Here is a 23934-nt window from a genome sequence, read left to right as displayed (position 1 = left end):
AATTTCTGAAAAAGAGGTGTCTTTTGTGGTAGGTATAAATGAGCATTTCTTATCAACTGAAGAGAAGGAGCTAATAAAAGACATACGCTGTTTAACAGAAAAAAATAACTTAGATAATATTACGAGAACAGACAGTTATCTCGAATATTATACCATGAATAAAGAAATCCAATGGTCACTCCTTGCAAGCCTCGTGTCAAGGAATGCGGGCTGGAATATGTGCGACTTGGCTGGAAGCTGGTTTCCCTTGTCTTTAAACGAGAAAACTCGCCTCAATTTATTTGCTACGTATGAACGGGCAAACTGGATGATTTTTCAAGATGCATACCCACAGCTGCTTCTCTATGAGTATTCGACGAAAAGAAGAGCGCCAATGTTTCATTTACTTAAATATTTTTCTGTTTCCACTTTTATGGAAAAGGAATGGCAGCATTATTGGCAGTATGGGAATAAAAAAAGGCTTGTCTTCAGCCTGATCATCAATGAACAGAATGTCATTGAAAAACCAATCATTAAAAATAAGCTGTTCCAAAAAGAGGTTTTTCATACATTCGCCTATAGGTTTCAAGATTTCTGGCATTTCAGTTCCGTGTTTTTCCCAACACTTAATGGAGACATATATGGAAGGAGTGTCTCATCATTCAGCTCATTGGATCGCCGCATTCAGCTTGGCAAAGAATTATATGCCATTTTGTTTAATACAAGGCTAAATGAGTCTTTTCTGCAATTTGCACTAAATATACCACATACAGGTTCACGGGCTGATTATGAAAAATATGTTTACCCTCGGCACCGCAAAAACACGCCCATGCTTAGGACGAGCTATCCTGTTTTTATACAAAAGGAAACGAGCGGCAATGATTGGAGTATCCATACAAGAGTGAAGGCCAAATGGAAAAAAGACAGTGTCCAAGTGGAACTAGCGCCTATGACAGAGTGGTACAAAAGAAAACAGGAAAAGCTTCACAGGATGATAAAGCTAGAAACTTTTCTTGCTGGCATTTTTTAAACTAGAGAAGCTTTGCTGTCGAAATGAAGAAGGTCGATTGGAGAATTCCCGCTTTCTTTGACGAATCCCTTCTAGTTTTGTCAGGCATGCAGGACTTAACAGGGAAACAGAGAAATCAGTATACACAATAAGCATGGAGGGGATTAGATGTCTGTTTATAATAAAGAGGAATTGATGAATTTACTGGAAGGAATACAGGAAGACTTAGTAGAACTCGACCAGTTATTACAGGATAGGAATACTGCCTTGACTAACGACATCATGCTGCATGAACAAACGCTCGACCGCTTGGAAGGAGCGTTGGCCTCCTTTGAAGACAGATGCTTAACTTCCCAAAACGAATCAGATTATAATCAACACCAACCGTATATGAGCAGCCTTTCATTAAAACTTGAACTAGGATCATAAATTCACTAAAATAAAGAAAAACATGTTTTACGTTATATTGGAGTGCAGCTATGACAAATTTTCAGCGTTTAAAAGAGCTTACAGAAGAATTACAAGAAAGTGCTAATTACTTGGTGGACATCTTTCAAAAAGTAAAATCGACAGGAGAAAGCGAAGATTTTTACGAGGTTGTCAGACCATATGCCAATAAAGTGGCAGAATGGAATGCCGAGTGGAAGGATCTTGCTGAAGAGTGGGTGAAAACAGAAAAACCCCTTTATCTGCATCCAAGCCAAATAAGCACAGCTTCTGATCATCTGGAGGTTATCTCGATACAAGCCTTTTTCAAGGAGACGAGTAAAAAAAGATTTTTAGATTCAGCAAAATCAGTGCAATTTATTTTACAGACTGTTTTAGACAGACTGTAAAAAAAGATAACCATAATGTTTCTGCCGTTTATGAAGCTGTATAAAACCAGCCTCAAAATAAGGAGCATTATTTTTTTTTGCTTCCTTTTCCCATTTAGCAGTTAGGCACCATCTAGGCATTTTATACATAAGATAAAAGAGGGCTGCATGAATAGGAGGGGATATATAATGCATCAAAACATAAATATGCATGGACATTTAACAAACAGTGGGCGTGCTTATATGAACGGCTATGCTTCTCACCCCCAAAACGTCCAAACGTTTGACCGTACATTTAATCCATATATGAATCAAGGATGGAACCCAATGATGAATCAGCATTATCCAGGGTATTACGGTAATGATGTGAACCAGCAGCATCAAGCTTTTGGCGGTTATGAGCAAAGCTATTTTCATCCGCAAAATGCTTATAAGCCAAATACCCAAAATGTGTTTCAAAACCCGCTTCACCAGCAAGAAGAAATGTATCAGCCGATGATGCAGCAAAGCATGCACCAGCAGTATATGAATCCATATCCGAAACAATCGTTTAACCAGAAAAAACAAGGCAATTTCAAAGGCTTTATGAACTCATTTAAATCACAGGACGGGTCCTTAGACTTCAATAAGATGCTAGATACAGCTGGAATGATGATGAACGCAATGAACCAAGTAACAGGAGTTGTCAAAGGTGTTGGAGGAATATTTAAAGTATAGTCATCTGTGAAAAAAAACTTGCTGCAGATATGCAGCAAGTTTTTGCTTTTTCTTTTCACCTTACCAGCGATTAGCTTTTGCATTTCGACGTAGGATAAGATTATTCCTAGACATTTCCGTATGCCCGTTTACTTGCGACTTGGAACGTTTAGGTCTAGTCCAATTATGATGAAATAGCTCAGAATGAGGATCCAAATTATCTTTGTAACTCATCAAATCACCTCTTAGCAGGATTTAAAGAAAAAGGAATGCCCAAAAAGGAATGATCCTTTATGGAACATTCTTTAGTATGCGTCTAATTCAAATTTTTACTCTAAAACAGTTATCTATTATGAAAGGATATTTATTTTTTTACCTTTTTGTTTTTTGACTCGTATTGTTAAAAGACCGTTCTGATAGGAAGCTTTCACTTTCTTTTCATCAATAATATAGGGAAGAGCGATTGTTCGGGAGCTTTTTTTGTAAGTTTGGCTTTTATGAACGAGTTGCTGGTTTTCATTCTCCTCTTGCACTAATTCTAAATGGGTGACACTGATTGTTAAACGATAATCAAATACATCAAGATGAATTTGCTCTTTATTAATACCTGCAAGCTCCGCTTTTATTATATGTTCATCTGCTGTTTCGTTGACAGAAACGGGGAAGGACATATTGGGAAAGGGATTGCTAAAGAATTCATCCATTGACTGCAGGAAATTCTTAACAGGTCTTTCTTGGAAAAATTGATTCATGGATTTTTTTATTAACTGAAACGGCTCTTGCTTTTCAGGATTGTTTTTTCTCGGTTCAAAAGGGAATTGTGATGACATGCTAGCACATCCTCCTTTATATAGGTTTTTGTGAATAGTTTATGCATCAAACATTTGTGGGTGCTTAACTATCTAGACGAAAGGTTGGCAAATCTTAAAATACATGTTTTTAAATACAGGAAAAATAGCTTAAAATATACGTAAGACGTTTAAAAAAGGAGTTAACAGTTATGGGAACAATAACGATAGATAACCGTGAGCTTAACTTTGTGGAGCAAGGCAGAGGCAATCAACAAACAGTTGTCCTGCTTCACGGCTTTTGCGGAAGTACAGAATATTGGAAAAAAATGATGGCGCCACTTTCAAGTAAATATCATGTAATCGCCATGGATTTACGCGGTCATGGCAAATCAAGCTTTGACGGCGAAGCATTCGAAATGGAGGACTTAGCCCGTGATGTTCAAGTGCTTCTAGATACCCTTGAAATTGACACTGTCCATTTATTCGGCCACTCCCTCGGCGGATATGTTACATTGGCTTTTGCTGAAAATTATCCCAATAGACTTAAAAGCTATGGCCTGATTCATTCCACTGCTTATCCGGATACAGATGAGGGCAAAGCAGGCAGGCTTAAAGCGATTGAAAAGATTCAGGACTTAGGAATACATGCGTTTATCGACGGTCTTATTCCGAACCTGTTTGCAGCAGATTATAAACTCGTAAACAAAGAGGAAGTTTTGGAAGTGAAAGAAATCGGCTATAAAACAGATCCTCTTGCAGCAATGGAAACATTAGCAGCAATGAGAAAACGTCCAGATCGCAATGCTGTCATCGACCAGCAGTCTTTCAGGTTTTTACTCGTACAAGGGAAATTTGATAAGGTGGTTCCAGCTGACCGTGCTGTTCGTTCCTCTGCACCATATGTAACAGTAAAAGTACTAGATGCAGGCCATATGGGCATGTTGGAAAATCCAGAAGAACTGCATTCACTCTTGACCGATTTTATTGATAGCAGTACAAGCTAATTTACTCTGTAGGTAATTTCTGGATAGATTGAAAAAGATTCGCTTGAAAGAAAAATTGTATAAATGCATAAACGTCATACTATGTTAAGGATTATCATTCATAAGACCGTAACAAGAAGCAGGGCCTAACTTACGTCAGGCCCTTTTTCTTTGCATTTATATGCTGGAAAACCAAACGTTTATTCGGTATATTATGTACAAGAGGTGAATGAAGACTCATGATAAGGAAAAAATCCCTTTCTGAATTAATAGAGGAACTAAAGAAGAATGAAAACATTATTAACTGGCAGGAGATTGAGCCCAAGGAAGCTTCCGTGCGGCCAATGCCTGACAGTGTTGATCATAGAATTAAACTTGCCCTGCAAAAAAGAGGGATTGGCGAGCTCTACAGCCACCAATACTCAGCATATGTAACCTTAAAAAAAGGAGAGAATATTGTGGCTGTAACACCGACAGCCTCAGGGAAAACATTATGCTACAATCTTCCTGTTCTCCAATCAATTGCTGAAAATGACGCAAACCGTGCTCTTTACATCTTTCCGACTAAGGCGTTAGCACAGGACCAAAAGAGCGAATTAAATGAGATAATTGAGGAGATGGGCATTGATATTAAAAGCTATACGTATGATGGCGATACATCACCAAGCATACGCCAGGCTGTCAGGAAAGCCGGCCATATTGTAATAACAAATCCTGATATGCTTCACTCTGCAATCTTGCCTCATCATACAAAGTGGGTCAGCTTATTTGAAAACCTTAAGTATGTGGTTATAGATGAACTTCATACATATAGAGGCGTGTTTGGCAGTCATGTTGCCAATGTTATTCGCCGGCTTAAACGAATTTGTAAATTTTACGGCAGTGATCCTATTTTTATTTGCACATCTGCAACGATAGCAAATCCAAAGGAACTCGCTGAGCAGTTAACAGGCAATCCTATGCGTCTAATTGACAATAACGGAGCACCGCGCGGAAGAAAGCACTTTGTTTTTTACAATCCGCCGATTGTAAATAAACCGTTGAATATTCGCAAAAGCGCCACAGTCGAAGTCAATCAGCTGGCAAGAAAGTTTTTAAAGAATAAAATTCAAACAATCGTGTTCGCACGCAGCAGGGTTAGGGTCGAAATTATATTGAGTCATATTCAGGAGCTTGTTAAAGACAAAATCGGATCAAGGTCCATTAGAGGGTATCGGGGAGGCTATCTTCCGAAACAGCGCCGTGAAATTGAGAGAGGTTTAAGAAACGGTGAGATTTTAGGGGTAGTAAGTACGAATGCTCTCGAGCTGGGCGTTGATATCGGACAGCTGCAGGTTTGCATCATGACCGGATACCCAGGCAGTGTTGCCAGCACATGGCAGCAGGCAGGACGTGCTGGCAGAAGACATGGCGAGGCCTTAATATTAATGGTTGCCAGCTCAACGCCGATTGATCAGTATATTGTTCAAAATCCAGAATACTTTTTTGACAGATCACCAGAGTCAGCACGAATCAATCCAGAGAATCTAATCATTTTAGTGGACCATTTAAAATGTGCAGCTTATGAGTTGCCCTTCAAAGACAATGAAGAATTCGGGCCGCTTGATGTGAAAGATATTTTGGAATATTTAGTAGAAGAACGAGTAATACATCAAAATGGTGATGCTTTTTACTGGGCAAATCAGTCATTTCCAGCGGGAAATATCAGTTTGCGTTCTGCTTCTCAAGAGAATGTCGTCATAATTGATCAGTCTGAGACTGCCAGTCATAAGATTATTGGCGAAATGGATCGGTTTAGTGCCATGACCTTATTGCATGATGAGGCAATATATCTTCATGAAGGTGTTCAATTTCAAGTTGAAAAGCTCGATTGGGAGCATAAAAAGGCATATGTCCGCGAAGTGGACGTCGAATACTATACAGATGCTAATTTAGCCGTTCAGCTAAAGGTGTTGGAAATTGATAAAACCGAAACGAGAAAGAAGACAGCTATCCATTATGGTGATGTTTCCATTAATATCCTTCCTTCTATCTTTAAGAAAATCCGGTTGACAACATTTGAAAATATCGGCTCAGGACCGATTCATCTGCCAGAGGAAGAGCTTCATACAAGTGCCGCTTGGCTTGAGTTGAAAGAAATTGATGAAAATCTTGGTGAGAAGACATTAGAGCAAGTGTTGTTAGGAATCTCCAATGTGCTTCAGCATGTTGTTCCAGTCCATGTTATGTGTGACCGAAATGATATCCATGTTGTTTCTCAAATAAAAGCAAATCATACAGGATTGCCGACCATTTTTCTTTATGATCACTATCCTGGCGGAATCGGGCTTGCAGAAGACGTTTATAAGCGTTTTGACCAAGTAAAGGCCGCAGCGAAAAACTTAATTCAAAGATGCCCTTGCAAAGACGGCTGTCCGGCTTGTATTGGAACAGAAATAGAAGGGATTGCTGCAAAGGAAAACAGCATCAGGATTCTCGATTTGTTTTAATCTGTCCGTTTACTTTTTTTATGTTTCATTATGCTTTTAAATTAGGAGATTGCTCATGTCTATAAAAAATAAATTGCAACGTTTAAAACCACATTTAACTAGCGGAACAAGCAGTGAAAAAAGGCTCCCTGAAACAAAAAGCCAAGCTGAAATACCGTTCATGGATGTATGGACTAATGAAAATGTTGCGCCGTATTGGGTCGATGATAATTACTGCCTTATTCGCGAGGTTCGATATCCGCTTGAGTATAAACATGGTAATTATGCCTTTCGTGATTTTTTAGGAGCTGTCAGTGAATGGAATAACACAAATAATGCTCATCCCTTATCTGCAAAAGGTCATCAGGCCGAAGACTTGTTCTTCTTTGATACAGAAACAACTGGTTTAGGGGGAGGTACTGGCAATACCATCTTTATTCTCGGTTATGCCAGAGTGCAAGGGGATGAAATTGTCCTTAAGCAGCATATTTTGCCAAATCCAGGTTCTGAAGTGCCGCTGTTTAAAAGCTTTCTGGAAAATGTTGATTATACAACACTAGTTACTTATAATGGCAAAGCCTTTGATTGGCCGCAAGTGAAGACAAGACATGTATTTGTAAGAGAGCATGTGCCGAAGCTTCCGGAATTTGGCCACTTTGATTTATATCATGCTGCTAGAAGAATGTGGAAGCACCGTTTGGAAAGAGCGAAGCTATCCATTGTGGAGCAGGATGTACTCGGTGTCGAAAGGCAAGATGATATCCCTGGATTTCTCGCGCCGATGATTTACTTTGATTTTGTGGAAAGAAAAAACCCAGAAGGGATGCTTGGAATTTTAAAGCATAATGAAATCGACATTCTTTCCCTTATTACCCTCTATACGCATTTAAGCTTTCAGTTATTGCAAAAGGATGAGTCTATGTCAGCAAGAGAAACATATGAGGTAGGCAGATGGTACGCTTCTCTTGGAGAAAGCACACAGGCAGTTGAAAGTCTGAAAACGATTATGAATGGCAATGAGGAAGAGAATCTACTGGCTCAATTTGTGCTGGCAAAGCAATACAAAAAAGACAAAAATGATGATGCAGCACAAACCCTCTGGGAAAATATTATTAAAGCAGAAGGCAAAATAGATGAAAAAGTAGTTTATGAGTCTTATATAGAGGCTGCAAAGCTTTATGAACATAAATTAAAAGAATATAAAAAGGCATTAGAATATACAACCCGTGCCCATAAATTGATAGAAGGCACGAAAATTGCTGAAAATACACGAATTATGACAGATGTTTATAAGAGGAAAAACCGTTTGTGCAAGAAAATGGGTATATTAGCCTAATTAGAAATTGAAATAGCCACTATTTACCTTGTTGTCTAGCAGCCCCATTCCTATTAAAATAAGATAAGATTAAAGTTTATCCTATTTTATGAGTTATTGGAGTGTGCATGTTGTATAAAGTTGTAATGTTCATGTTTTTTGTCGTCGTTTGCCTGACAGCCATTTTATTTTCATCTTTAAAAGAAAATTTATACGCATTATTATAAGCTTTAAAAAGAGTGGAAATTTAGGTGTTTGTATTAGTACAAGATTACCTCTCCCAACATAAGTTGTTACTGTAAGATAATAAAACTTAAAGAATGGAGAGGAGATTTTAATATGCATTGCAAACCTAATGTACTGCCTGCTGTTGTACACCCAACGAAATGCTGTGTAAATAACACGTTCCAAAACAATATTGTTCCTCATATTCACCCATCCCATACAACGACGGTAAATCACGTGAATTATGAGCATCAGCATTATTTCCCGCACACACAATCTGTTCAGAATGTGGTGACAAATACGCAAGCAAATATGGGGCCAGCGCCAGTTCCGTTTCCGGTGCCTCAACAACCTGCACAACCTGGTGGCGTACCATTTACAGCTACTGGATTAGCTTATCCTGGAGCAGCGCCAGGAGGACCAGGTGGATTCCCAGGTGGCCAAGGCGGTTTTCCAGGAGGACCAGGTGGTTTCCCAGGCGGTTTTCCTAGAAGATAATAATTATTAATAATCCGTGGCTGCCGATTCCTTACTCGGCAGCCATTTGATATGAAGTGAGGGAAAAAAATTTCTCTTTTTGCCAAAAATGCTTATAATGTTTCTTAAGGAAGGTTAAGGTTATTTTTTTACAATATTTTGCAAATAAAAAGGTCATTTTTTAAAAGGAACAGAAATAGATTAGTTAAGGTTAAACATGAACTGAAAAAATAAGAAGTTTATAGGCAAGGGAATGGACAAAATGAAAGTAGCTGCTATTTCAGGATATAAGCCATTCGAAATTGGTCTGTTTAAAAAAAATGACCCTGCTGTAGAATACATAAAAAAAGCGATAAGAAAAGAACTGGAACAATTGCTTGAGGAGGGCCTTGAATGGGTGCTCATCAGCGGTCAGTTGGGAACAGAGCTTTGGGCGGCGGAGGTCGTCTATGATTTGCAGTTAAATGGTCATCCTGAACTAAAGCTTGGAGTAGTCACCCCATTTTTAAATCAGGAGCAAAGCTGGAAGGAAGAAAATAAAGAATGGTATGAAGAAATATTGATGCAGGCAGACTATGTCGACTCTGTATCAAAAAAAGAATACGAAAGTCCGAACCAGTTTCGGATGAAAAATGTATTTCTTTTGCAAAAAAGCGATGCATTACTGCTGTTTTATGATACAGAAAAAACGGGAAACCCTAAATATTTATACGAACTTGCAGTACAATATAAGGAAAGAAATGATTACGACATTCGATTAATCAGTTTTTATGATCTGCAGGCAATTGTGGAGGAAGAAGAATTTAATAAAGACTTCTTCTAGAAAAATTGACAAATCGCTAAATGTCTGGAAAAATTAATTTAATACGGCAATTGACTGAGGTGAGCGGAATATGATGCTATCAGATAAGATTAAGTTAACGGCAAAAGATATTCTCGAGAAGGAATTTAAAACGGCAATGCGAGGATATAAACCAGAAGAAGTAGACCAATTTTTAGACTTGGTTATAAAGGATTATGAAACATTACATCAAGAAATTGAAGAGCTGCAGCAGGAGAATATGCGCTTAAAAAGACAGGTTGACGAAAGTTCCAAAAGACCGCAGGCGCCAACAACTACTGCGGGCACAACTAACTTTGATATTTTAAAAAGACTTTCCAATCTGGAAAAGCATGTATTTGGAAGCAAGCTATATGATTGATTTGAAATGAATTAGAAAATCCAGAATCTGCTATTGCTATTATCAGCTGGACATACTATAATAGCAAATGTATCAATAACAACGCTTTGGTAATCGCTGCAAACATTGTTTGTAGAGGAAAGTCCATGCTCGCACAGGCTGAGATGCCTGTAGTGTTCGTGCCTAGCCAAAAAATAAGCTAGGGCAGCATATTTTATGCTGACGGCAGGGAAAATGCCTAAGTCCTTATAGGATATGGCATGAATACCTTGAAAGTGCCACAGTGACGGAGCCTTTTCAGAAATGAAAAGGGTGGAACGAGGTAAACCCCGCGAGCGAGAAACCCAAATTTTGGTAGGGGAACTTTCTCTGAGGAACTAAACGAGGAGAAGGACAGATTTATAATCTGTAGATAGATGATTACCGCCTTTATACGAGGCCTTTAAGGTCGTTACAGTACAAAGGAACAGAACATGGCTTATAAAGCGTTAATGTTGATTACATTATGATGATAAAAATAGCACAAGGTGACTCTGATGTTTACTCTGTTTCAATCAGGTAAACATAAGGTCATCTTTTTATTTGAAGATAAATGATAATGGCAGATGCCAAATGGACATAATAAGTGATATACATAATTAGTTATTTTTTAGAAAATAGGTGAAAGTATGAAAAAATATTCATTGGTTGCAACAGCTGCAATGGGGCTGGAGGCAATTGTAGCGAAAGAGGTTAGAGATCTTGGCTACGAGTGTACGGTAGATAACGGCAAAGTGCATTTCAAAGGTGATGAAAAAGCAATCGCAAGAAGCAATATGTGGCTGCGGACAGCAGACCGAGTTAAAATTGTTGTCGGCGAGTTTAAGGCAACTACCTTTGATGAATTGTTTGAAAAGACAAAGGCATTGAACTGGCATGACTATCTTCCTGTAAACGCTCAATTTCCAGTAGCAGGAAAATCGGTAAAATCAAAACTTTTCAGTGTTTCAGACTGTCAGGCAATCGTCAAAAAAGCGATTGTTCAATCTTTGAGTACACATTATAAAAAAACAGGCTGGCTTGAAGAAAATGGCCCGCTGTTCAAACTAGAAGTCAGTATATTAAAAGATGTAGCTACATTAACAATAGATACATCTGGGCACGGACTACACCGCAGAGGCTACCGGACTGGACAAGGAGAAGCGCCGATTAAAGAAACACTTGCAGCAGCCTTGATACAGCTAACAAACTGGACACCAGACCGTCCATTTGTCGATCCCTTCTGCGGATCTGGCACGATTCCGATAGAAGCAGCCTTAATCGGGCAGAATATCGCTCCTGGCTTTAACCGTGAGTTCTTATCCGAGGAATGGGATTGGATGAGCGCAAAGCTATGGGATGAAGTGAGAATGGAAGCAGAAGACTTGGCAAACTATGATCAGCCTCTTGACATAACAGGCACTGACATTGACCATAAAATGGTCAAAATCGCCGAGGAAAATGCTTTTGAGGCTGGACTTGGTGATTTAGTCCAATTCAAGCAAATGCAAGTAAGAGACTTTACAACACCTAAGGAAAATGGTGTAATTGTTGGCAACCCTCCGTATGGAGAGCGTTTAGGCGACAAGCCATCAGTGCAAAGGATGTACCGTGAAATGGGACAAGCATTCGAACCGCTTGAAACATGGTCCATTTACATGCTGACATCAGATGAAGAATTTGAAGAACAATACGGCAAAAAAGCAACGAAGAAGCGCAAGCTCTTCAACGGCTTCATCAAAACAGATTATTATCAGTACTGGGGCAGAAGAAAACGGGATTAACCTTTATATATTAAGGGTCCTAAAGAGTTATTAATTAGTGTGGGAACTTTCTGCATGAATTAACCATATATAGGAGGAATTTGGGCTTATTCTTGACTTGCTGTACTATACAACATATTTTAAATGTGGCAGACATTAAACTGTTAAATAAAATGATATGTATTCGTACAGCGAAGAAGGGAATAACCCTTGTTCGTAAAAATAAATATTAAAGAGTAGTTTTATTAGCGTATTTGGTATTTTTCATTCTCTTCTTATTATAAATCAATAAAAAAAACGGCTAATGATAGCCGTTCATAACTACACTTTAAAATAGGCATAGTCTTTAATATTTATATTATTTACTTAACGTAGGTAAATATTTTTTATCCAGTTTATCCGCAATATTAGCTAAGAACTTCTGAACTGTCATATTTTCCACTGCTTTTGTGTACCAAGATAGCTTGGAACCATAGTCTTTCCCATCATAATACACACTGCGTGGCGTATAGCTTTTCAGCTTAGGTGTTTCCGTGTAATCAAAATCGATAATTAAAAACTTACCTTCAAGTGTTTCAAGTTTAACACCATATCTAGGACGTATATAGTCCGTATTGTACTTTGTCCCTATAATTTTAGCTTTAGTTTTCATTTTGATCTCCTTTTTCGGTATTAACACCTACCACAAGTAATAGTAGAGATACAAGTAATTTACTAAAATTATTTAAAGTGCTTACGGATAAGCATACCACATTAAATTAAATAAGTACATTTAAGGTGAAACATGGTTATTATGGTAAAGATAATAGGAAGCCCTTTAAGCATCCTAAACCATTATTAGAAATGCCTATTAACATAACTTCTTTGTTGCAGGTATTAAACCTGAAAAATTAGATTTTAATAGTATTTGTTTACACCTCTATAAAACCATAATATAATATGAAGGAATTGGGAAGCAGATAATCGGGTTAAACTGGTAAAAAGCCCACATTTCGATCAAAAACTAACAAAGAGCAGTCAACGGCTTCATCAAGTAGTACTGGGGCAGAAGAAAACGATAATCAGCATAAAAGAGACAAACCAAAAGCGTATAAAATCCCTTCAACATGTGTATATATAAGTCTATATAGTTTTGTGTGGAGGGATTTATAATGATGGACAATACGATCGATTATGAAAAAATTTTGCATGCCATTAACCAGTCATTAGACATAGTTAAAAATGAAGATATCGAAGAAGATTTGCTTCAAACTTATATAGATGCACAGCAATCCGTTAAGCAGGCAATGAATTTTTCGTTATCAAACAGCATCAAGTAGGAATAACTTGATGCTGTCTTTTCTTTTTTTGTGAGGCTCTTTTCATACTAGAGCAATAAGTTAAGAGGGGGCCTAGCTTGCGGTTGGCGGCCCTCTTTTCTCTTGCATGTTTATTTGGAATTGCCTATTATAAATAAATGCATTCATTTCGATAAGCGTAAGTTTTTAATAGAGGCAAACTTCTTCAAGCCTTGGCATAATAATTTTAGAAATTTCCTTTTAGTCAAGTGAGGAGTGTCTCGTATTTCATTTTATGGAGGGGTATCATGCAAAACAGCATGCCATTTGAGGTTTCAAAAACAGAATCATTTTACGATAAATTAGGGGAATGGATTGGGGATGTTTTTTATGACATCCTTCCAGAGGCCGGCTATGAGCTTCGCGATGAGCAAGTGTTTATGGCTTATCAGCTTGAAAAGGCGTTCAAGGAGAAAAAGACAATATTTGCAGAGGCTGGCGTTGGCACAGGCAAAACCTTTGTGTATTTACTGTACAGCATTTGCTATGCTCGATATGTGAACAAGCCTGCTATCATCGCATGCTCTGATGAAACGTTAATCGAACAGCTTGTTAAAAAGGAAGGCGATATCGCCAAACTGGAGCAGGCATTAGGACTGAAAATTGATGTCCGTCTGGCGAAGTCAAGAAACCAATATCTTTGCTTGAACAAGCTAGATCAAAAAATAACGTTTGAGGACACGTATAATTCTATTTATGATACATTACCTGACTTTGTTCACGGCAGTGGTTCACTCCAGTCATTTGCGCCATACGGGGACAGAAAGGATTACCCTGACTTGACAGATGAAGATTGGGGCGGCGTGGCATGGGATTCCATGCAGGATTGCTTCACATGCGATAAGCGCCACCGTTGTGGCCAAACTTTGCATAGAGATTACTATCGTAATGCCAAGGATTTAATCATCTGCTCTCATGATTTTTACATGGAGCATATTTGGACAAAGGAATCAAGAAAAAGAGAAGGTCAATTGCCACTGTTGCCAGATAGCGCCTGTGTCGTATTTGACGAGGGTCATCTGTTGGAATATGCAGCCCAAAAAGCATTGACATACCGCTTGACAGAACAAAATTTGGAAAAGCTACTTACTAAGCTGCTTGCCAATGATGTCAGAGAAAAAACATTAAATATTATAGAAGATACAATCTATCAAAACGAGCAATTTTTTGCTGCATTAACGAATGCTTCTTTTGAAACAGAAGGTTCGGACAAGCAGGAAATCAAAAAGACTGATACTGTTATGAAAGAAGGCCGAAGACTTGCAGGTCTAATCTCTGATTTGGAGGAAGAACTAGTCTTTGAAAGTGAGATGTATGTTATTAATGAGTATGATTTGAAAGTAGTAGAAGAATACTTGGAGCAAATTTCTCATTCCCTGCACTTATTCTTAAGAGAAATGAACGGTATTATTTGGTTTGAAGAGCATGACGGAGAGCGGACACTTGTAATTATGCCAAGACTTGTACAAGATATTATGAAGGAAGATGTTTTCAGCCAAAACAAGCCGATTATCTTCTCGTCTGCAACATTATCGGATAACAAGTCATTTGAATATATGGCAAACAGCTTAGGAGCTAAAGAGTACTTATCCTTCTCTGTGGAGTCTCCATTTGATTATGACGAAAACATGAATGTAATCATGACAGAATATAATCATGATGATACAGATTTGAAGAAAGATTATGTAATCGAGAAGCTAGTTGCCGCTGGCGGAAGATCGCTTGTGCTGTTTAACAGCAAGGAAGACTTAGCGAAGTTTAAGACAGCCTTGCCAAAGGATTTCACCCTTCCGATTTATTTTGAAGGAGAAGGAGAAATCAGCGGCCTTGTTTCTAAATTCCAAAATGAAGAAGAGTCTATATTATGTGCTGTTAACTTATGGGAAGGTCTGGATGTGCCAGGAAGTTCATTAGAGAATGTATTTGTTTACTCCTTACCATTCCCTCCAAATGACCCTGTTTATAAATCAAAGCGTGAAAATGCAGCAGATCCATTTACAGAAGTAGATTTGCCATATATGATTCTCCGCTTAAGACAGGGAATTGGACGATTAATCCGTACAAATGAGGACAGCGGTCATATCCATATCCTTATGGACAAAGAAGAGCAGAAGCAAGTGAAAGATGCAGTAGTTGCAGCATTGCCGGTAGAACCTGCATATATATAAATACTTTAAGCAGTTCTTGAAAAAAGAACTGCTTTTTTATATTTATACATAAGCATCCCTTATATTCCTCGAAAGAAAAATATGGTAAGATAGTTTTCAGAAAACGCTTTGAATAAAATCAGAGGGCTTCAGATAAGGAGGAGAAGTAAATTTGAGCAATATTAAAGAAATAGAACAGGATTTTTTAGCCTATATAAAAAAAATTGGTGCATACAACGAGGCCTTGGCCCTCATTTATTGGGATTTGCGCACAGGCGCACCTAAAAAGGGTGTTGATCAGCGCACAGAGGTAGTCGGCACATTGTCTGCAGAAGCATTTAATTTGTCTGTTTCGCAAGAGCTAGAACAATATTTAAACCAATTATCTGATGCAAGTGTTCAAGATGAGTTATCTTATGTCACGAAAAAAACAGTGGAAGAAATGAAGAAGGAATTTGACCGGAACAAAAAGATTCCTCCGAGTGAATTTAAAGAATATGTGATGCTTCAATCGAAAGCAGAAAGCGTTTGGGAAGAGGCGAAAGAAAAGTCAGATTTTTCTTTATTTGAGCCTTACTTGGAAAAATTAGTAGCAACAACTAAAAAATTCATCGATTATTGGGGCTATGACAGCACGCCATATGATGTTCTTCTTGATATGTATGAGCCGGGGATTACAGTACATATATTAGACGAAGTTTTCGCTGAGTTAAGAGAAAAAATTGTGCCTCTCGTACAAAAAATTGCCAAGTCACAGCACAAACCAGAAACAAGCTTTTTGTTCGCTCACTTTCCAAAAGACAAACAGCATGGGTTTAGCCTTGAGCTGTTAAAGCAAATTGGCTATGATTTTGATGCAGGCCGCCTGGATGAAACGGTTCATCCTTTTGCTACAGGCATAAACCCAGGAGATGTGCGCATAACGACTAAATATGTGGAATCAGATTTTCGGGTAGCTGTGTTCGGAACTGTGCACGAAGTTGGGCATGCACTGTATGAGCAAAATATTTCGGAGGAACTTGTCGGAACACCGCTTAGTACAGGAACTTCGATGGGTATCCATGAGTCACAATCTTTATTCTATGAAAACTTTGTCGGACGAAACGCTTCGTTTTGGAAGAAAAATTATTCCTTGCTGAAGGAATATGCAGACGGCCAGTTTGATCAAGTTGATGTAGAAGACTATTATCGTGCAATCAATGAATCGAAGCCATCACTTATTCGGATTGAAGCAGATGAATTAACATATCCACTGCATATTATCATTCGCTACGAGATAGAGAAGGCCTTGTTTAACGGTGAACTGAAAGTAGCAGATCTTCCGAAAGTGTGGAATGAGAAATACAAGTCATATTTAGGAATTGAGCCAAAAAATGACGGGGAAGGAGTGCTGCAGGATGTCCATTGGGCAGGCGGAAGCTTCGGATATTTTCCATCGTATGCCTTAGGTTATATGTATGCAGCTCAATTTAAAGAAACACTTCTCCAAGATCTTCCTAACTTTGACGAGCTTCTAGAAAGAGGCGAGCTTGAGCCGATTAAGCAATGGTTCAAAGAAAAAGTTCATCAGTTCGGAAAAACAAAAAAACCGCTTGAAATTTTAAATGATGTAACTGGCGAAGGGCTAAACGCACAGTATTTAATACAATATCTTTATGACAAGTACTCAAATGTTTATAAGCTGTAAACAAAAAAGAGCAAGGAATATTTCCTTGCTCTTTCCTCTATTTTAAAGGGAAAGTATGCTTGCATGCACGAAAAGCGCTGTTTATAAATATACTGTTAGAGATAATAAACTGGATGTGATAATTGATGGAACATTATTATTGCAAGCACTGCCTCATTCTTTATAAAGAGAGCACTATATGCCCTCATTGCGGAATGAAGGTTGAGAACAAGATTAAGATAGAGGTGCAAAGCCAGAAGGAAAATGAGTGAATTACTGTAATAACAAAGAGTTGACTAGTAATTGCCATCTCTTTGTTATCGAAAACTTACACTTCAAGCATTAAAATGATGTGAATAGTGCCTGTGTCAGCAAGTGTCACTTTTAAACTAAGGGCCTTGTCAAAGCCATACATTTTCGTTTCTCCCACCAACACGGTCGGAGGAGTTATATCCATAGCAATCCCATTTTTAGAAACAAATGTAGTAAGATTTCCAGCGATCATATTGCCAAGCTCTCCAGAGAAAGAATCAAGCATTTCTCCTTCCAGCACCATTCCAAACATCGCTTCGCCAATCTTTCCGAATACTTCCTGGTTTCCATCTATAATGACTCTTCCACGGAAATCACCTGTTAAACCGATTAAAACACCTAATGATTTTTGCTGGTAAGGTGCCGTGATTAAAGTAGGTTTATCAATACTTAATTCAAAGGGGATTACGTTTTTAACTGATTCAATAGTCCCGTTTAATATTTCTGTTGCACTTCGCGTGATTGTCACAATTCATTCCCCCATACTGTAGTTAACAACATCTTATCATAGTTTAAATAAAATTTGGATAAGTAAATTTGGAATTTACGGAAAAAATAGCGTGGTTATATTTTCCTAACTAATATAGGCTTATACTCCTGCTTGTTTTCACGAGTACTGGATACTATTTACAATGAAATTTCAAAGCAGGCATTTTATAATAAAGATGCACAGCAACATCCTTCAAAACATTTCATTCCTCTTTTTAGAGGAATTTTTTTATATTGTAAAAAAAAACAATGTCCTCCATATTGAAAATGATTATCATTAATGTTAAAATGTAACTGAATTTGAAAATCGCTCTCATTTAGAAAAGAGGTGTTCAACTATGATCGCAGTTCTTATTGCTGCAGCAGCAGTCGGTTACTTATCTGTTATGAAATATGTTCTGAAAAACGTATCCCCATCTGCTCACTCAAAATAAATACATATTTGCTTTGCAGTTATTTTTTCTCCGATATGCTAGTTTTATTCGCAAATTTCCTCAAATTTTCTCGGTTTATGTGTAAAATTCAAAATATTTTCTTTATTCCAATGTTGAAAATGGTTAAAATGAAACTAATCACCAAAGTAAAAGGAGTTAATCATGCTTCCTACAACCATTTTTCAACTAAACCACCTCACTGAATTTTATCAATTTCTTGCTAGTTATAATGATCCTGCAGCTGGCAAAAAGGTAAAGGATTTAATTAATAAGATCCATGAAGGAGATTTTATTTTTACCTTTTGCGGCCATTATTCTGCCGGCAAATCAAGTTTAATAAATGAACTTATGGGCAAGAGTCTTTTACCGAGCAGTCCTATTCCCACTACAGCTCATAAAATCAGGGTAAAACATGGAGCAGACTCTGTTAGAGTTGATTTCACAGAAGGCTCGCCTCTGTTATTTCCCAATTGCACAGACTTAAAATTAGTGGACAGCCAATTGAATAACAAGGAGTTAATTAATGGTGTTGCCTTAAATGTAAGCGATATCGAATTATCAGCCAATATCGTCTTTGTCGACACACCGGGAATTGACAGTATTGATAAAGCTCATATGCTTGCAGCAGAATCAAGCATCCATCTGTCAGATGTTCTCTTTTATGTCGTAGAATATAATCATGTTCAGTCTGAAATTAATATCGAATTTACGAAACAGCTTGTAGACAGCGGGAAAAGTTTTGTTTTAATTATCAATCAGATTGATAAGCACCGAGAAGAAGAAATCTCTTTTGAAGCATTTAAGCAAAGTGTAGAGCATGCTTTTATATCTAGTGGGGCAGTGCCTGAGAAGATATTCTACACTTCCATCAAAGACATGGACAAAAATAAAAATGAAATAAGCATGCTGAAACAATATATAGCAGAGAAAATAGCAAATAAACATTCCTTAGCAGAAGCCTCTGCAGATCAATCGTTTTTAAAAATAAAAACAGACCACAGCAATACAATGACAAGACGGAAAAAGAAAAACCTGGAAGCAGCAAGCCTGCCTCTTGAGGCAATAAGCGAGGAGCAAATAGAAAAATTAGAGCTTGAAATGGAGAATCTTAACCTGAAGCTTCAACGTCTAGTCAGTCGTAAGGAGCAGCAGGCAGAGTGGGAAGCTGAGTTTCTTTCTATTATAAAAAATGCGTATATTATGCCTTATGCAAATAGAGAGCTTGCAGAAAGCTACTTGAATTCCAAAGATAAGAAATTTAAGCTTGGACTTTTCTCCAGCAAACAAAAAATCAAAAACGAACAGGAAAAAAGATTATCAGAATTTCATGGAGTTTTGGTTAAAACAGTCCAGTTACAGCTGCTCGGCCCAATGACAGAATTTTTTAGTTCTATTGCCGGAAAAGTGGGCGGTGATGCAGGTGCATTTAAAGAGCAATATATGACAGAATCTATGTTTATTTTGGAAATGACAGCTCTGCAATCACTTGTGAACCCAAATGCACAAATGTCAGAAACATATTTGCTCCGCTATTGTGAAGAGGTCGAAGATTACATAAAAAGCAATGTAAAAAAAGAAGCGATTAAGCTGTTTTCTATCTTAGTAAGCGAGCAGGATGAGCTCACAAAACAAGAGGAGCTTGCCTTGGCAGAACAACAGCAAAACCTCGAAACCTTACTAGAAGCAAAACAGAAAATTGCTAAAATAAACACAAGCTGGGATACATGGAAAAACCGCTTAACAGAACTGATGGAGGAGCGGCAAGAAGAGGAAGAGCCTCATTATTTGCAGCTGATTGAAAAGCCAGCAGAGCCGATTGTCCAGCAAATAAATCCTGTCAACGCAGCACAACCGACTCAAAGAAAAAGACAGGCGGAAGTCCGGCCTAAAACAGAAACAGTATTAACGAAGCCGGAGGAAATGATAGAACAGCTTGCATTTGTTTCTGAAGCATTAACAGGATTAACAGGTTTTAAGGAGGTTGTCCGCAATCTAGAGCGAAGAGCAGATACCATTCGCAATAAACAATATACCATCTGCTTATTCGGTGCTTTCTCTGCAGGGAAATCGTCATTTGCTAATGCCTTGCTTGGACATCCTTTACTGCCAGTGTCGCCTAATCCGATGACAGCAGCCATTAACCGCATCCTCCCTGTTGATAGAAACAATCAGCATGGTAAAATGGTTGTCTTTTGGAAAAGTGAGAGTGAGATATTAGGTGAGCTTCAAGATTATCTGCAAGTGTTTCATGAAAAAGCCGAGTCTTTGCAAGCAGCTTTGCTTGCCATCGGAAAGATCAAAAAAGCAAAATCCCCGTCTTCGGCGAGTCACTTTCGCTATTTAGATGCTTTTTCTGAAGGGTATAAAGCACGTAAAGAATCACTAGGTACGGTCACAACAGAGGATATGAAGAAACTGGAGCACTATGTATCGGTTGAAGCTGTATCTTGCTTCATTGCGAAGATTGATGTGTACTTTGACTGCAGTTTGACAAGAAAAGGCATCGTATTAGTCGATACGCCTGGCGGAGATTCCATTAATACAAGGCATAGTGAGCTAAGCTTTGAATACATGAAGGCAGCTGATTCTATCCTGTACTTATCTTATTATAATCACGCGTTTGCTAAAGCAGATCGGTCCTTTTTGCTTCAATTAGGAAGAATGAAAGATTCTTTTGAGAAGGATAAGATGTTTTTTATTATGAACGCTATTGACTTGGCTAAGGATCAAGAGGAATTAGATCTTGTCTTTGATTATCTTTATGAACAGCTCGAGCATTATGGAATTAGAAATCCGCGTATTTTCCCAGTTTCCAGTCTCTTTAGCGGTGATGAACCATATAAAGGTCAAATGGAACATTTTAAAGCGAGTCTGCTCCAATTCATTGAGGATGAATGGCTTCCGTTTATGCTGAAAGCAGCAGAAGCAGACTGTTTAGCTGGCATACATATGTTGGAGGACTTTATCCTGACATCTGAAACAGAGCATGAGAAGCAAAAGGAGCAAATGGAGCGGTGGAAAAGGGAAGAACAAGAACTTCGCTCCCTCCTTGTTCAACAGAAGCATTCTTATTTAAATAAAAAGCTGAAAGCAGAAATAGATGAGCAGGTTCATTACTTAAAACAGAGAATATTCCTGCAGTTCAATGATTGGCTGAAAGAAGCGTTCCACCCTGGCCTGCTTAAAGGCGAAAGCCGAAAACAGGAAGGAGAAAAAGCGTTGGATGATTTCCTTATGCAGCTTAGCCATGAAGTGGAGCAAGAGCTGAGGGCAGTCAATTTACGAAGTGAGAATTACTTTTATGCGCAAAGAAAAGAACTTTTTGAACAGTCGATTAAAAGCATTCGCCAAAAAAATAAAGAAATCATCCTGCAGCTTGATGATACAAAAAGATTGGAAGATGTTTTAACCCATCTGGCTCCATTTAGAACATTTGACAGAGCGCTTTTTAAAAAAGCATTATCTTATTATAAAAACCCGAAAGCTTTCTTTGAAAAAGGAGACAGAAAATACCTTGCCGAAGAAATAAAAACCGTAATCGAAAGCGAAAGCTATACTTTTTTTGAAACAGAAAAAGAGCGGCTATTTAATTATTTTAATGACTGTTTGGAAGAAGAAAAACAAGCAATGGTTCAAACCCTCCACAGGCAAATGGAGGAATATTACAGTGGGAAAGCAGAGCTGTTCCAAAACGAAGCAACCCGTATTAACATGAAAAATGCACTGCAAGCAATTAAAGACAGAAATGTATTAACATATGCTAACAGTAGGTAAGGAGGAAAGACCAGATGGAGTTTGTAGTGGAGGCAGATTGGCTTGTGCAAAATTTGTCCAGTCCAAATTTAAGAATTATTGATTGCCGCTTTAGTCTGGCAAATCCTGATGAAGGACAGAAACTGTATGAGTCTGATCATATTCCTGGCAGTCTGTATTTCGACTTGGAAAAAGATTTGTCAGGACCAGTCAAAGAGCATGGGGGCAGACACCCGCTTCCAGATGTGGAGCTGTTCACAGAAAAACTTGCACAGGCAGGTATTAGTAATAGTACAACTGTTATCGCCTATGACAACAAAGAAGGTGCATTTGCAGGAAGACTGTGGTGGCTTTTAAACTATATGGGACATAAAAATGTATATATATTAAACGGGGGAATGCAGGCATGGCTCGAGATTGGCGGCCCCATTACAGCAGAGATTCCTGCTTATGAATTATCACATTTTGTTCCTGATGTGAATAGGAGTATGGCAGCAACTTATGAAGAGGTTAAAGCTTTCGTTCGTGAGCCAAGTGATGCGACAGTATTAATTGATTCAAGAGAGCATAAAAGATTTACAGGTGAGATAGAGCCGATTGACAAAAAAAGCGGGCATATCCCGGGTGCAATCAATAAAGTATGGACAGATGGTTTAGTGAATGGAAGATTTAAAGATGCACAGCAGCAAAAGCTGCGCTTCACTGAATTGGACGAAAAAAAGCAGTATATTGTGTATTGTGGATCAGGCATAACCGCAATTCCTAACTATCTTGCGATGAAATCAGCTGGATTTAAAAATGTGTCCCTATATCCGGGCAGCTTCAGTGATTGGATTTCCTATGATGATAACAAGGTTGACGTATTAAAATAAAAAAAGACCACAAAAAAGGATAGTCGCAGGATTATCCTTTTTTGTGCTCACTTGTCAATGGAAAAACGCACTAGCTTAAATTTGATTGGAATTCTGTTATAATAGAGTAGACTAAATGAATAGGAGCGATCTATTTGAATACAGAAAAACAGCCATCCCTGCTGCTAGTTGATGGAATGGCCCTATTGTTCCGGGCTTACTTTGCAACAGCAGTTACAGGGCAATTTATGATAAATTCAAAGGGGTTACCAACAAATGCAATCCACGGGTTTGTTAAACATTTTTTTACAGCGGTAGACCATTTTAATCCAACACATGTTGCAGTTTGCTGGGATATGGGAAGCAAAACATTTCGGACGGAAATGTATCCTGACTATAAAGCGAACAGATCGGAAGCACCAGTAGAATTGATGCCGCAGTTTAATATTGTTAAAGAAGTGGTGGAAAGCTTTGATATTCCCAATATAGGTGTTGTCGGTTTTGAAGCAGATGATTGCATCGGTACAATTGCCAAAAAAATGAAGGGGTCAGCTCATGTAACGATATTAACAGGTGACCAAGATATTCTGCAGCTGCTTGATGATCATATTTCAGTAGCTCTTGTAAAAAAAGGATATGGCAATTATTTAGTGCATACACCAGATAGTTTTTATGAGGAAAAAGGGATTCAGCCTAAGCAGATGATTGACTTGAAGGCCTTGATGGGTGATACGAGCGATAATTATCCGGGAGTAAAAGGGATTGGAGAAAAAACAGCTTTGAAACTGCTTCAGAGTCATGCAAGCATAGAAGGAATATTAGAGAATCTTGTTTCACTGACAAAAGGTCAGCGTGCCAAAATTGAAGCAGATTTGGACATGCTCCATCTCAGCAGAACATTGGCAGAAATTAAATGTGATGTGCCAGTGGTCTGTCTTCTTGAGGAAAGTCTGTATCAAATCACTCCAGATAAAGCAATTGCCAAGTTCAGAGAATTAGAATTCAAGCATTTTGATCGTCTCGTTCAGAAAAAAGACGAGGCTCTCGCATAAGGAGAATAGTAGCAGGACCGTATGTACGGTCCTGTTTTTTATTTTGTGTTTTTCTTTTTTGCCGCGTTTTCCAGCTTGCTTTTCGGTGCAGGCGTCTGATCAGCATCTTGTCCATAGCCTTGCGGATTTACGCCGCCTGCTGCTGTGCCTCTGTTTCTATCCTTGCTCATGAA

The 23934-nt window shown here is 38.3% G+C and carries 22 protein-coding genes and 1 other RNA gene; 18 read left to right on the top strand and 5 right to left on the bottom strand.

The window, feature by feature from the left end; translation table 11 throughout:
- The first annotated feature begins 25 nt into the window (after nt 1-25).
- The 4 genes from ACLIJJ_RS02535 (at nt 26) to ACLIJJ_RS02520 (ending at nt 2520) form a co-directional block, all read left to right on the top strand.
- On the top strand, nt 26-1009 hold the full coding sequence (locus ACLIJJ_RS02535) for a DUF2515 family protein (RefSeq protein ID WP_237941647.1): 984 nt from the start codon (nt 26-28) through the stop codon (nt 1007-1009).
- Nucleotides 1010-1156: 147 nt separating this feature from the next.
- Nucleotides 1157-1417, top strand: coding sequence for a hypothetical protein (locus ACLIJJ_RS02530; RefSeq protein WP_411410515.1), 261 nt, complete (start codon nt 1157-1159; stop codon nt 1415-1417).
- Nucleotides 1418-1467: 50 nt separating this feature from the next.
- Complete coding sequence (locus tag ACLIJJ_RS02525) at nt 1468-1824, top strand: YppE family protein (protein WP_233313394.1); 357 nt, start codon at nt 1468-1470, stop codon at nt 1822-1824.
- 168 nt (nt 1825-1992) lie between these two features.
- Complete coding sequence (locus ACLIJJ_RS02520; RefSeq protein WP_233313395.1) at nt 1993-2520, top strand: YppG family protein; 528 nt, start codon at nt 1993-1995, stop codon at nt 2518-2520.
- Nucleotides 2521-2580: 60 nt separating this feature from the next.
- Here ACLIJJ_RS02520 and ACLIJJ_RS02515 read toward each other — a convergent pair whose 3' ends face one another.
- Both ACLIJJ_RS02515 and ACLIJJ_RS02510 read right to left on the bottom strand, forming a co-directional pair.
- A complete protein-coding gene (locus ACLIJJ_RS02515; protein WP_233313396.1) occupies nt 2581-2733 on the bottom strand; it encodes a YpzG family protein in 153 nt (50 codons plus the stop codon).
- Nucleotides 2734-2849: 116 nt separating this feature from the next.
- Nucleotides 2850-3329, bottom strand: a complete 480-nt coding sequence (locus tag ACLIJJ_RS02510) for an Hsp20/alpha crystallin family protein (protein WP_233313397.1) — start codon at nt 3327-3329, stop codon at nt 2850-2852.
- A 170-nt stretch (nt 3330-3499) separates the two neighbouring features.
- Between ACLIJJ_RS02510 and ACLIJJ_RS02505 the strand changes: the two genes are divergently transcribed.
- The 8 genes from ACLIJJ_RS02505 to ACLIJJ_RS02470 all read left to right on the top strand — a co-directional run bounded on the left by ACLIJJ_RS02505 (nt 3500) and on the right by ACLIJJ_RS02470 (nt 11741).
- Nucleotides 3500-4294 carry an alpha/beta fold hydrolase gene (locus ACLIJJ_RS02505; protein ID WP_411410514.1) on the top strand — a complete coding sequence of 265 codons (795 nt, stop codon included), beginning with the start codon at nt 3500-3502 and terminating at the stop codon, nt 4292-4294.
- 221 nt (nt 4295-4515) lie between these two features.
- On the top strand, nt 4516-6762 hold the full coding sequence (locus ACLIJJ_RS02500; protein WP_233314723.1) for a DEAD/DEAH box helicase: 2247 nt from the start codon (nt 4516-4518) through the stop codon (nt 6760-6762).
- Between the two features lie 55 nt (nt 6763-6817).
- On the top strand, nt 6818-8077 hold the full coding sequence (locus ACLIJJ_RS02495; RefSeq protein WP_411410513.1) for a ribonuclease H-like domain-containing protein: 1260 nt from the start codon (nt 6818-6820) through the stop codon (nt 8075-8077).
- Between the two features lie 318 nt (nt 8078-8395).
- Entirely contained in the window at nt 8396-8779 is a 384-nt protein-coding gene (locus ACLIJJ_RS02490; RefSeq protein WP_267913266.1) for a CotD family spore coat protein, read from the top strand.
- A gap of 241 nt (nt 8780-9020) precedes the next feature.
- Complete coding sequence (locus ACLIJJ_RS02485) at nt 9021-9581, top strand: SLOG family protein (RefSeq protein WP_233313400.1); 561 nt, start codon at nt 9021-9023, stop codon at nt 9579-9581.
- Nucleotides 9582-9654: 73 nt separating this feature from the next.
- A complete protein-coding gene (gene gpsB / locus ACLIJJ_RS02480) occupies nt 9655-9960 on the top strand; it encodes a cell division regulator GpsB (protein WP_233314724.1) in 306 nt (101 codons plus the stop codon).
- 81 nt (nt 9961-10041) lie between these two features.
- Nucleotides 10042-10425, top strand: an RNA gene (gene rnpB, locus ACLIJJ_RS02475) — RNase P RNA component class B.
- A gap of 182 nt (nt 10426-10607) precedes the next feature.
- Nucleotides 10608-11741, top strand: coding sequence for a THUMP domain-containing class I SAM-dependent RNA methyltransferase (locus tag ACLIJJ_RS02470; RefSeq protein ID WP_233313401.1), 1134 nt, complete (start codon nt 10608-10610; stop codon nt 11739-11741).
- 337 nt (nt 11742-12078) lie between these two features.
- Here ACLIJJ_RS02470 and ACLIJJ_RS02465 read toward each other — a convergent pair whose 3' ends face one another.
- The gene (locus ACLIJJ_RS02465) at nt 12079-12372 is read right to left on the bottom strand and encodes a hypothetical protein (RefSeq protein WP_233313402.1); all 294 of its coding nucleotides are present in this window, start codon (nt 12370-12372) and stop codon (nt 12079-12081) included.
- Nucleotides 12373-12871: 499 nt separating this feature from the next.
- On the opposite strand from ACLIJJ_RS02465, the gene ACLIJJ_RS02460 reads away from it, so the two are divergent.
- The 3 genes from ACLIJJ_RS02460 to ACLIJJ_RS02450 all read left to right on the top strand — a co-directional run bounded on the left by ACLIJJ_RS02460 (nt 12872) and on the right by ACLIJJ_RS02450 (nt 16891).
- The gene (locus tag ACLIJJ_RS02460; protein ID WP_233313403.1) at nt 12872-13039 is read left to right on the top strand and encodes a hypothetical protein; all 168 of its coding nucleotides are present in this window, start codon (nt 12872-12874) and stop codon (nt 13037-13039) included.
- Between the two features lie 266 nt (nt 13040-13305).
- Nucleotides 13306-15225 carry an ATP-dependent DNA helicase gene (locus ACLIJJ_RS02455; protein ID WP_411229304.1) on the top strand — a complete coding sequence of 640 codons (1920 nt, stop codon included), beginning with the start codon at nt 13306-13308 and terminating at the stop codon, nt 15223-15225.
- A gap of 151 nt (nt 15226-15376) precedes the next feature.
- Nucleotides 15377-16891, top strand: a complete 1515-nt coding sequence (locus ACLIJJ_RS02450) for a carboxypeptidase M32 (protein ID WP_233313406.1) — start codon at nt 15377-15379, stop codon at nt 16889-16891.
- Between the two features lie 307 nt (nt 16892-17198).
- Here the strand turns inward: ACLIJJ_RS02450 and ACLIJJ_RS02445 are convergent, their stop codons facing one another.
- Nucleotides 17199-17651: a chemotaxis protein CheX gene (locus tag ACLIJJ_RS02445; RefSeq protein ID WP_233313407.1), complete on the bottom strand. Its 453-nt coding sequence runs from the start codon at nt 17649-17651 to the stop codon at nt 17199-17201.
- Between the two features lie 616 nt (nt 17652-18267).
- Here ACLIJJ_RS02445 and ACLIJJ_RS02440 point away from each other — a divergent pair.
- The 3 genes from ACLIJJ_RS02440 (at nt 18268) to ACLIJJ_RS02430 (ending at nt 23761) form a co-directional block, all read left to right on the top strand.
- Nucleotides 18268-21879, top strand: a complete 3612-nt coding sequence (locus ACLIJJ_RS02440) for a dynamin family protein (protein ID WP_411410512.1) — start codon at nt 18268-18270, stop codon at nt 21877-21879.
- A gap of 14 nt (nt 21880-21893) precedes the next feature.
- Nucleotides 21894-22730, top strand: coding sequence for a sulfurtransferase (locus ACLIJJ_RS02435; protein WP_411410511.1), 837 nt, complete (start codon nt 21894-21896; stop codon nt 22728-22730).
- A 176-nt stretch (nt 22731-22906) separates the two neighbouring features.
- Complete coding sequence (locus tag ACLIJJ_RS02430) at nt 22907-23761, top strand: 5'-3' exonuclease (RefSeq protein WP_411410625.1); 855 nt, start codon at nt 22907-22909, stop codon at nt 23759-23761.
- A gap of 38 nt (nt 23762-23799) precedes the next feature.
- On the opposite strand, the gene sspL is transcribed toward ACLIJJ_RS02430, so the two are convergent.
- Entirely contained in the window at nt 23800-23931 is a 132-nt protein-coding gene (gene sspL, locus ACLIJJ_RS02425; RefSeq protein WP_233313411.1) for a small, acid-soluble spore protein L, read from the bottom strand.
- Nucleotides 23932-23934: the final 3 nt, after the last annotated feature.

Source organism: Niallia laureatilytica, from assembly GCF_046613985.1.
Taxonomy (GTDB): domain Bacteria; phylum Bacillota; class Bacilli; order Bacillales; family Cytobacillaceae; genus Niallia.
This window is presented reverse-complemented; position numbering and strand designations above follow the sequence as displayed.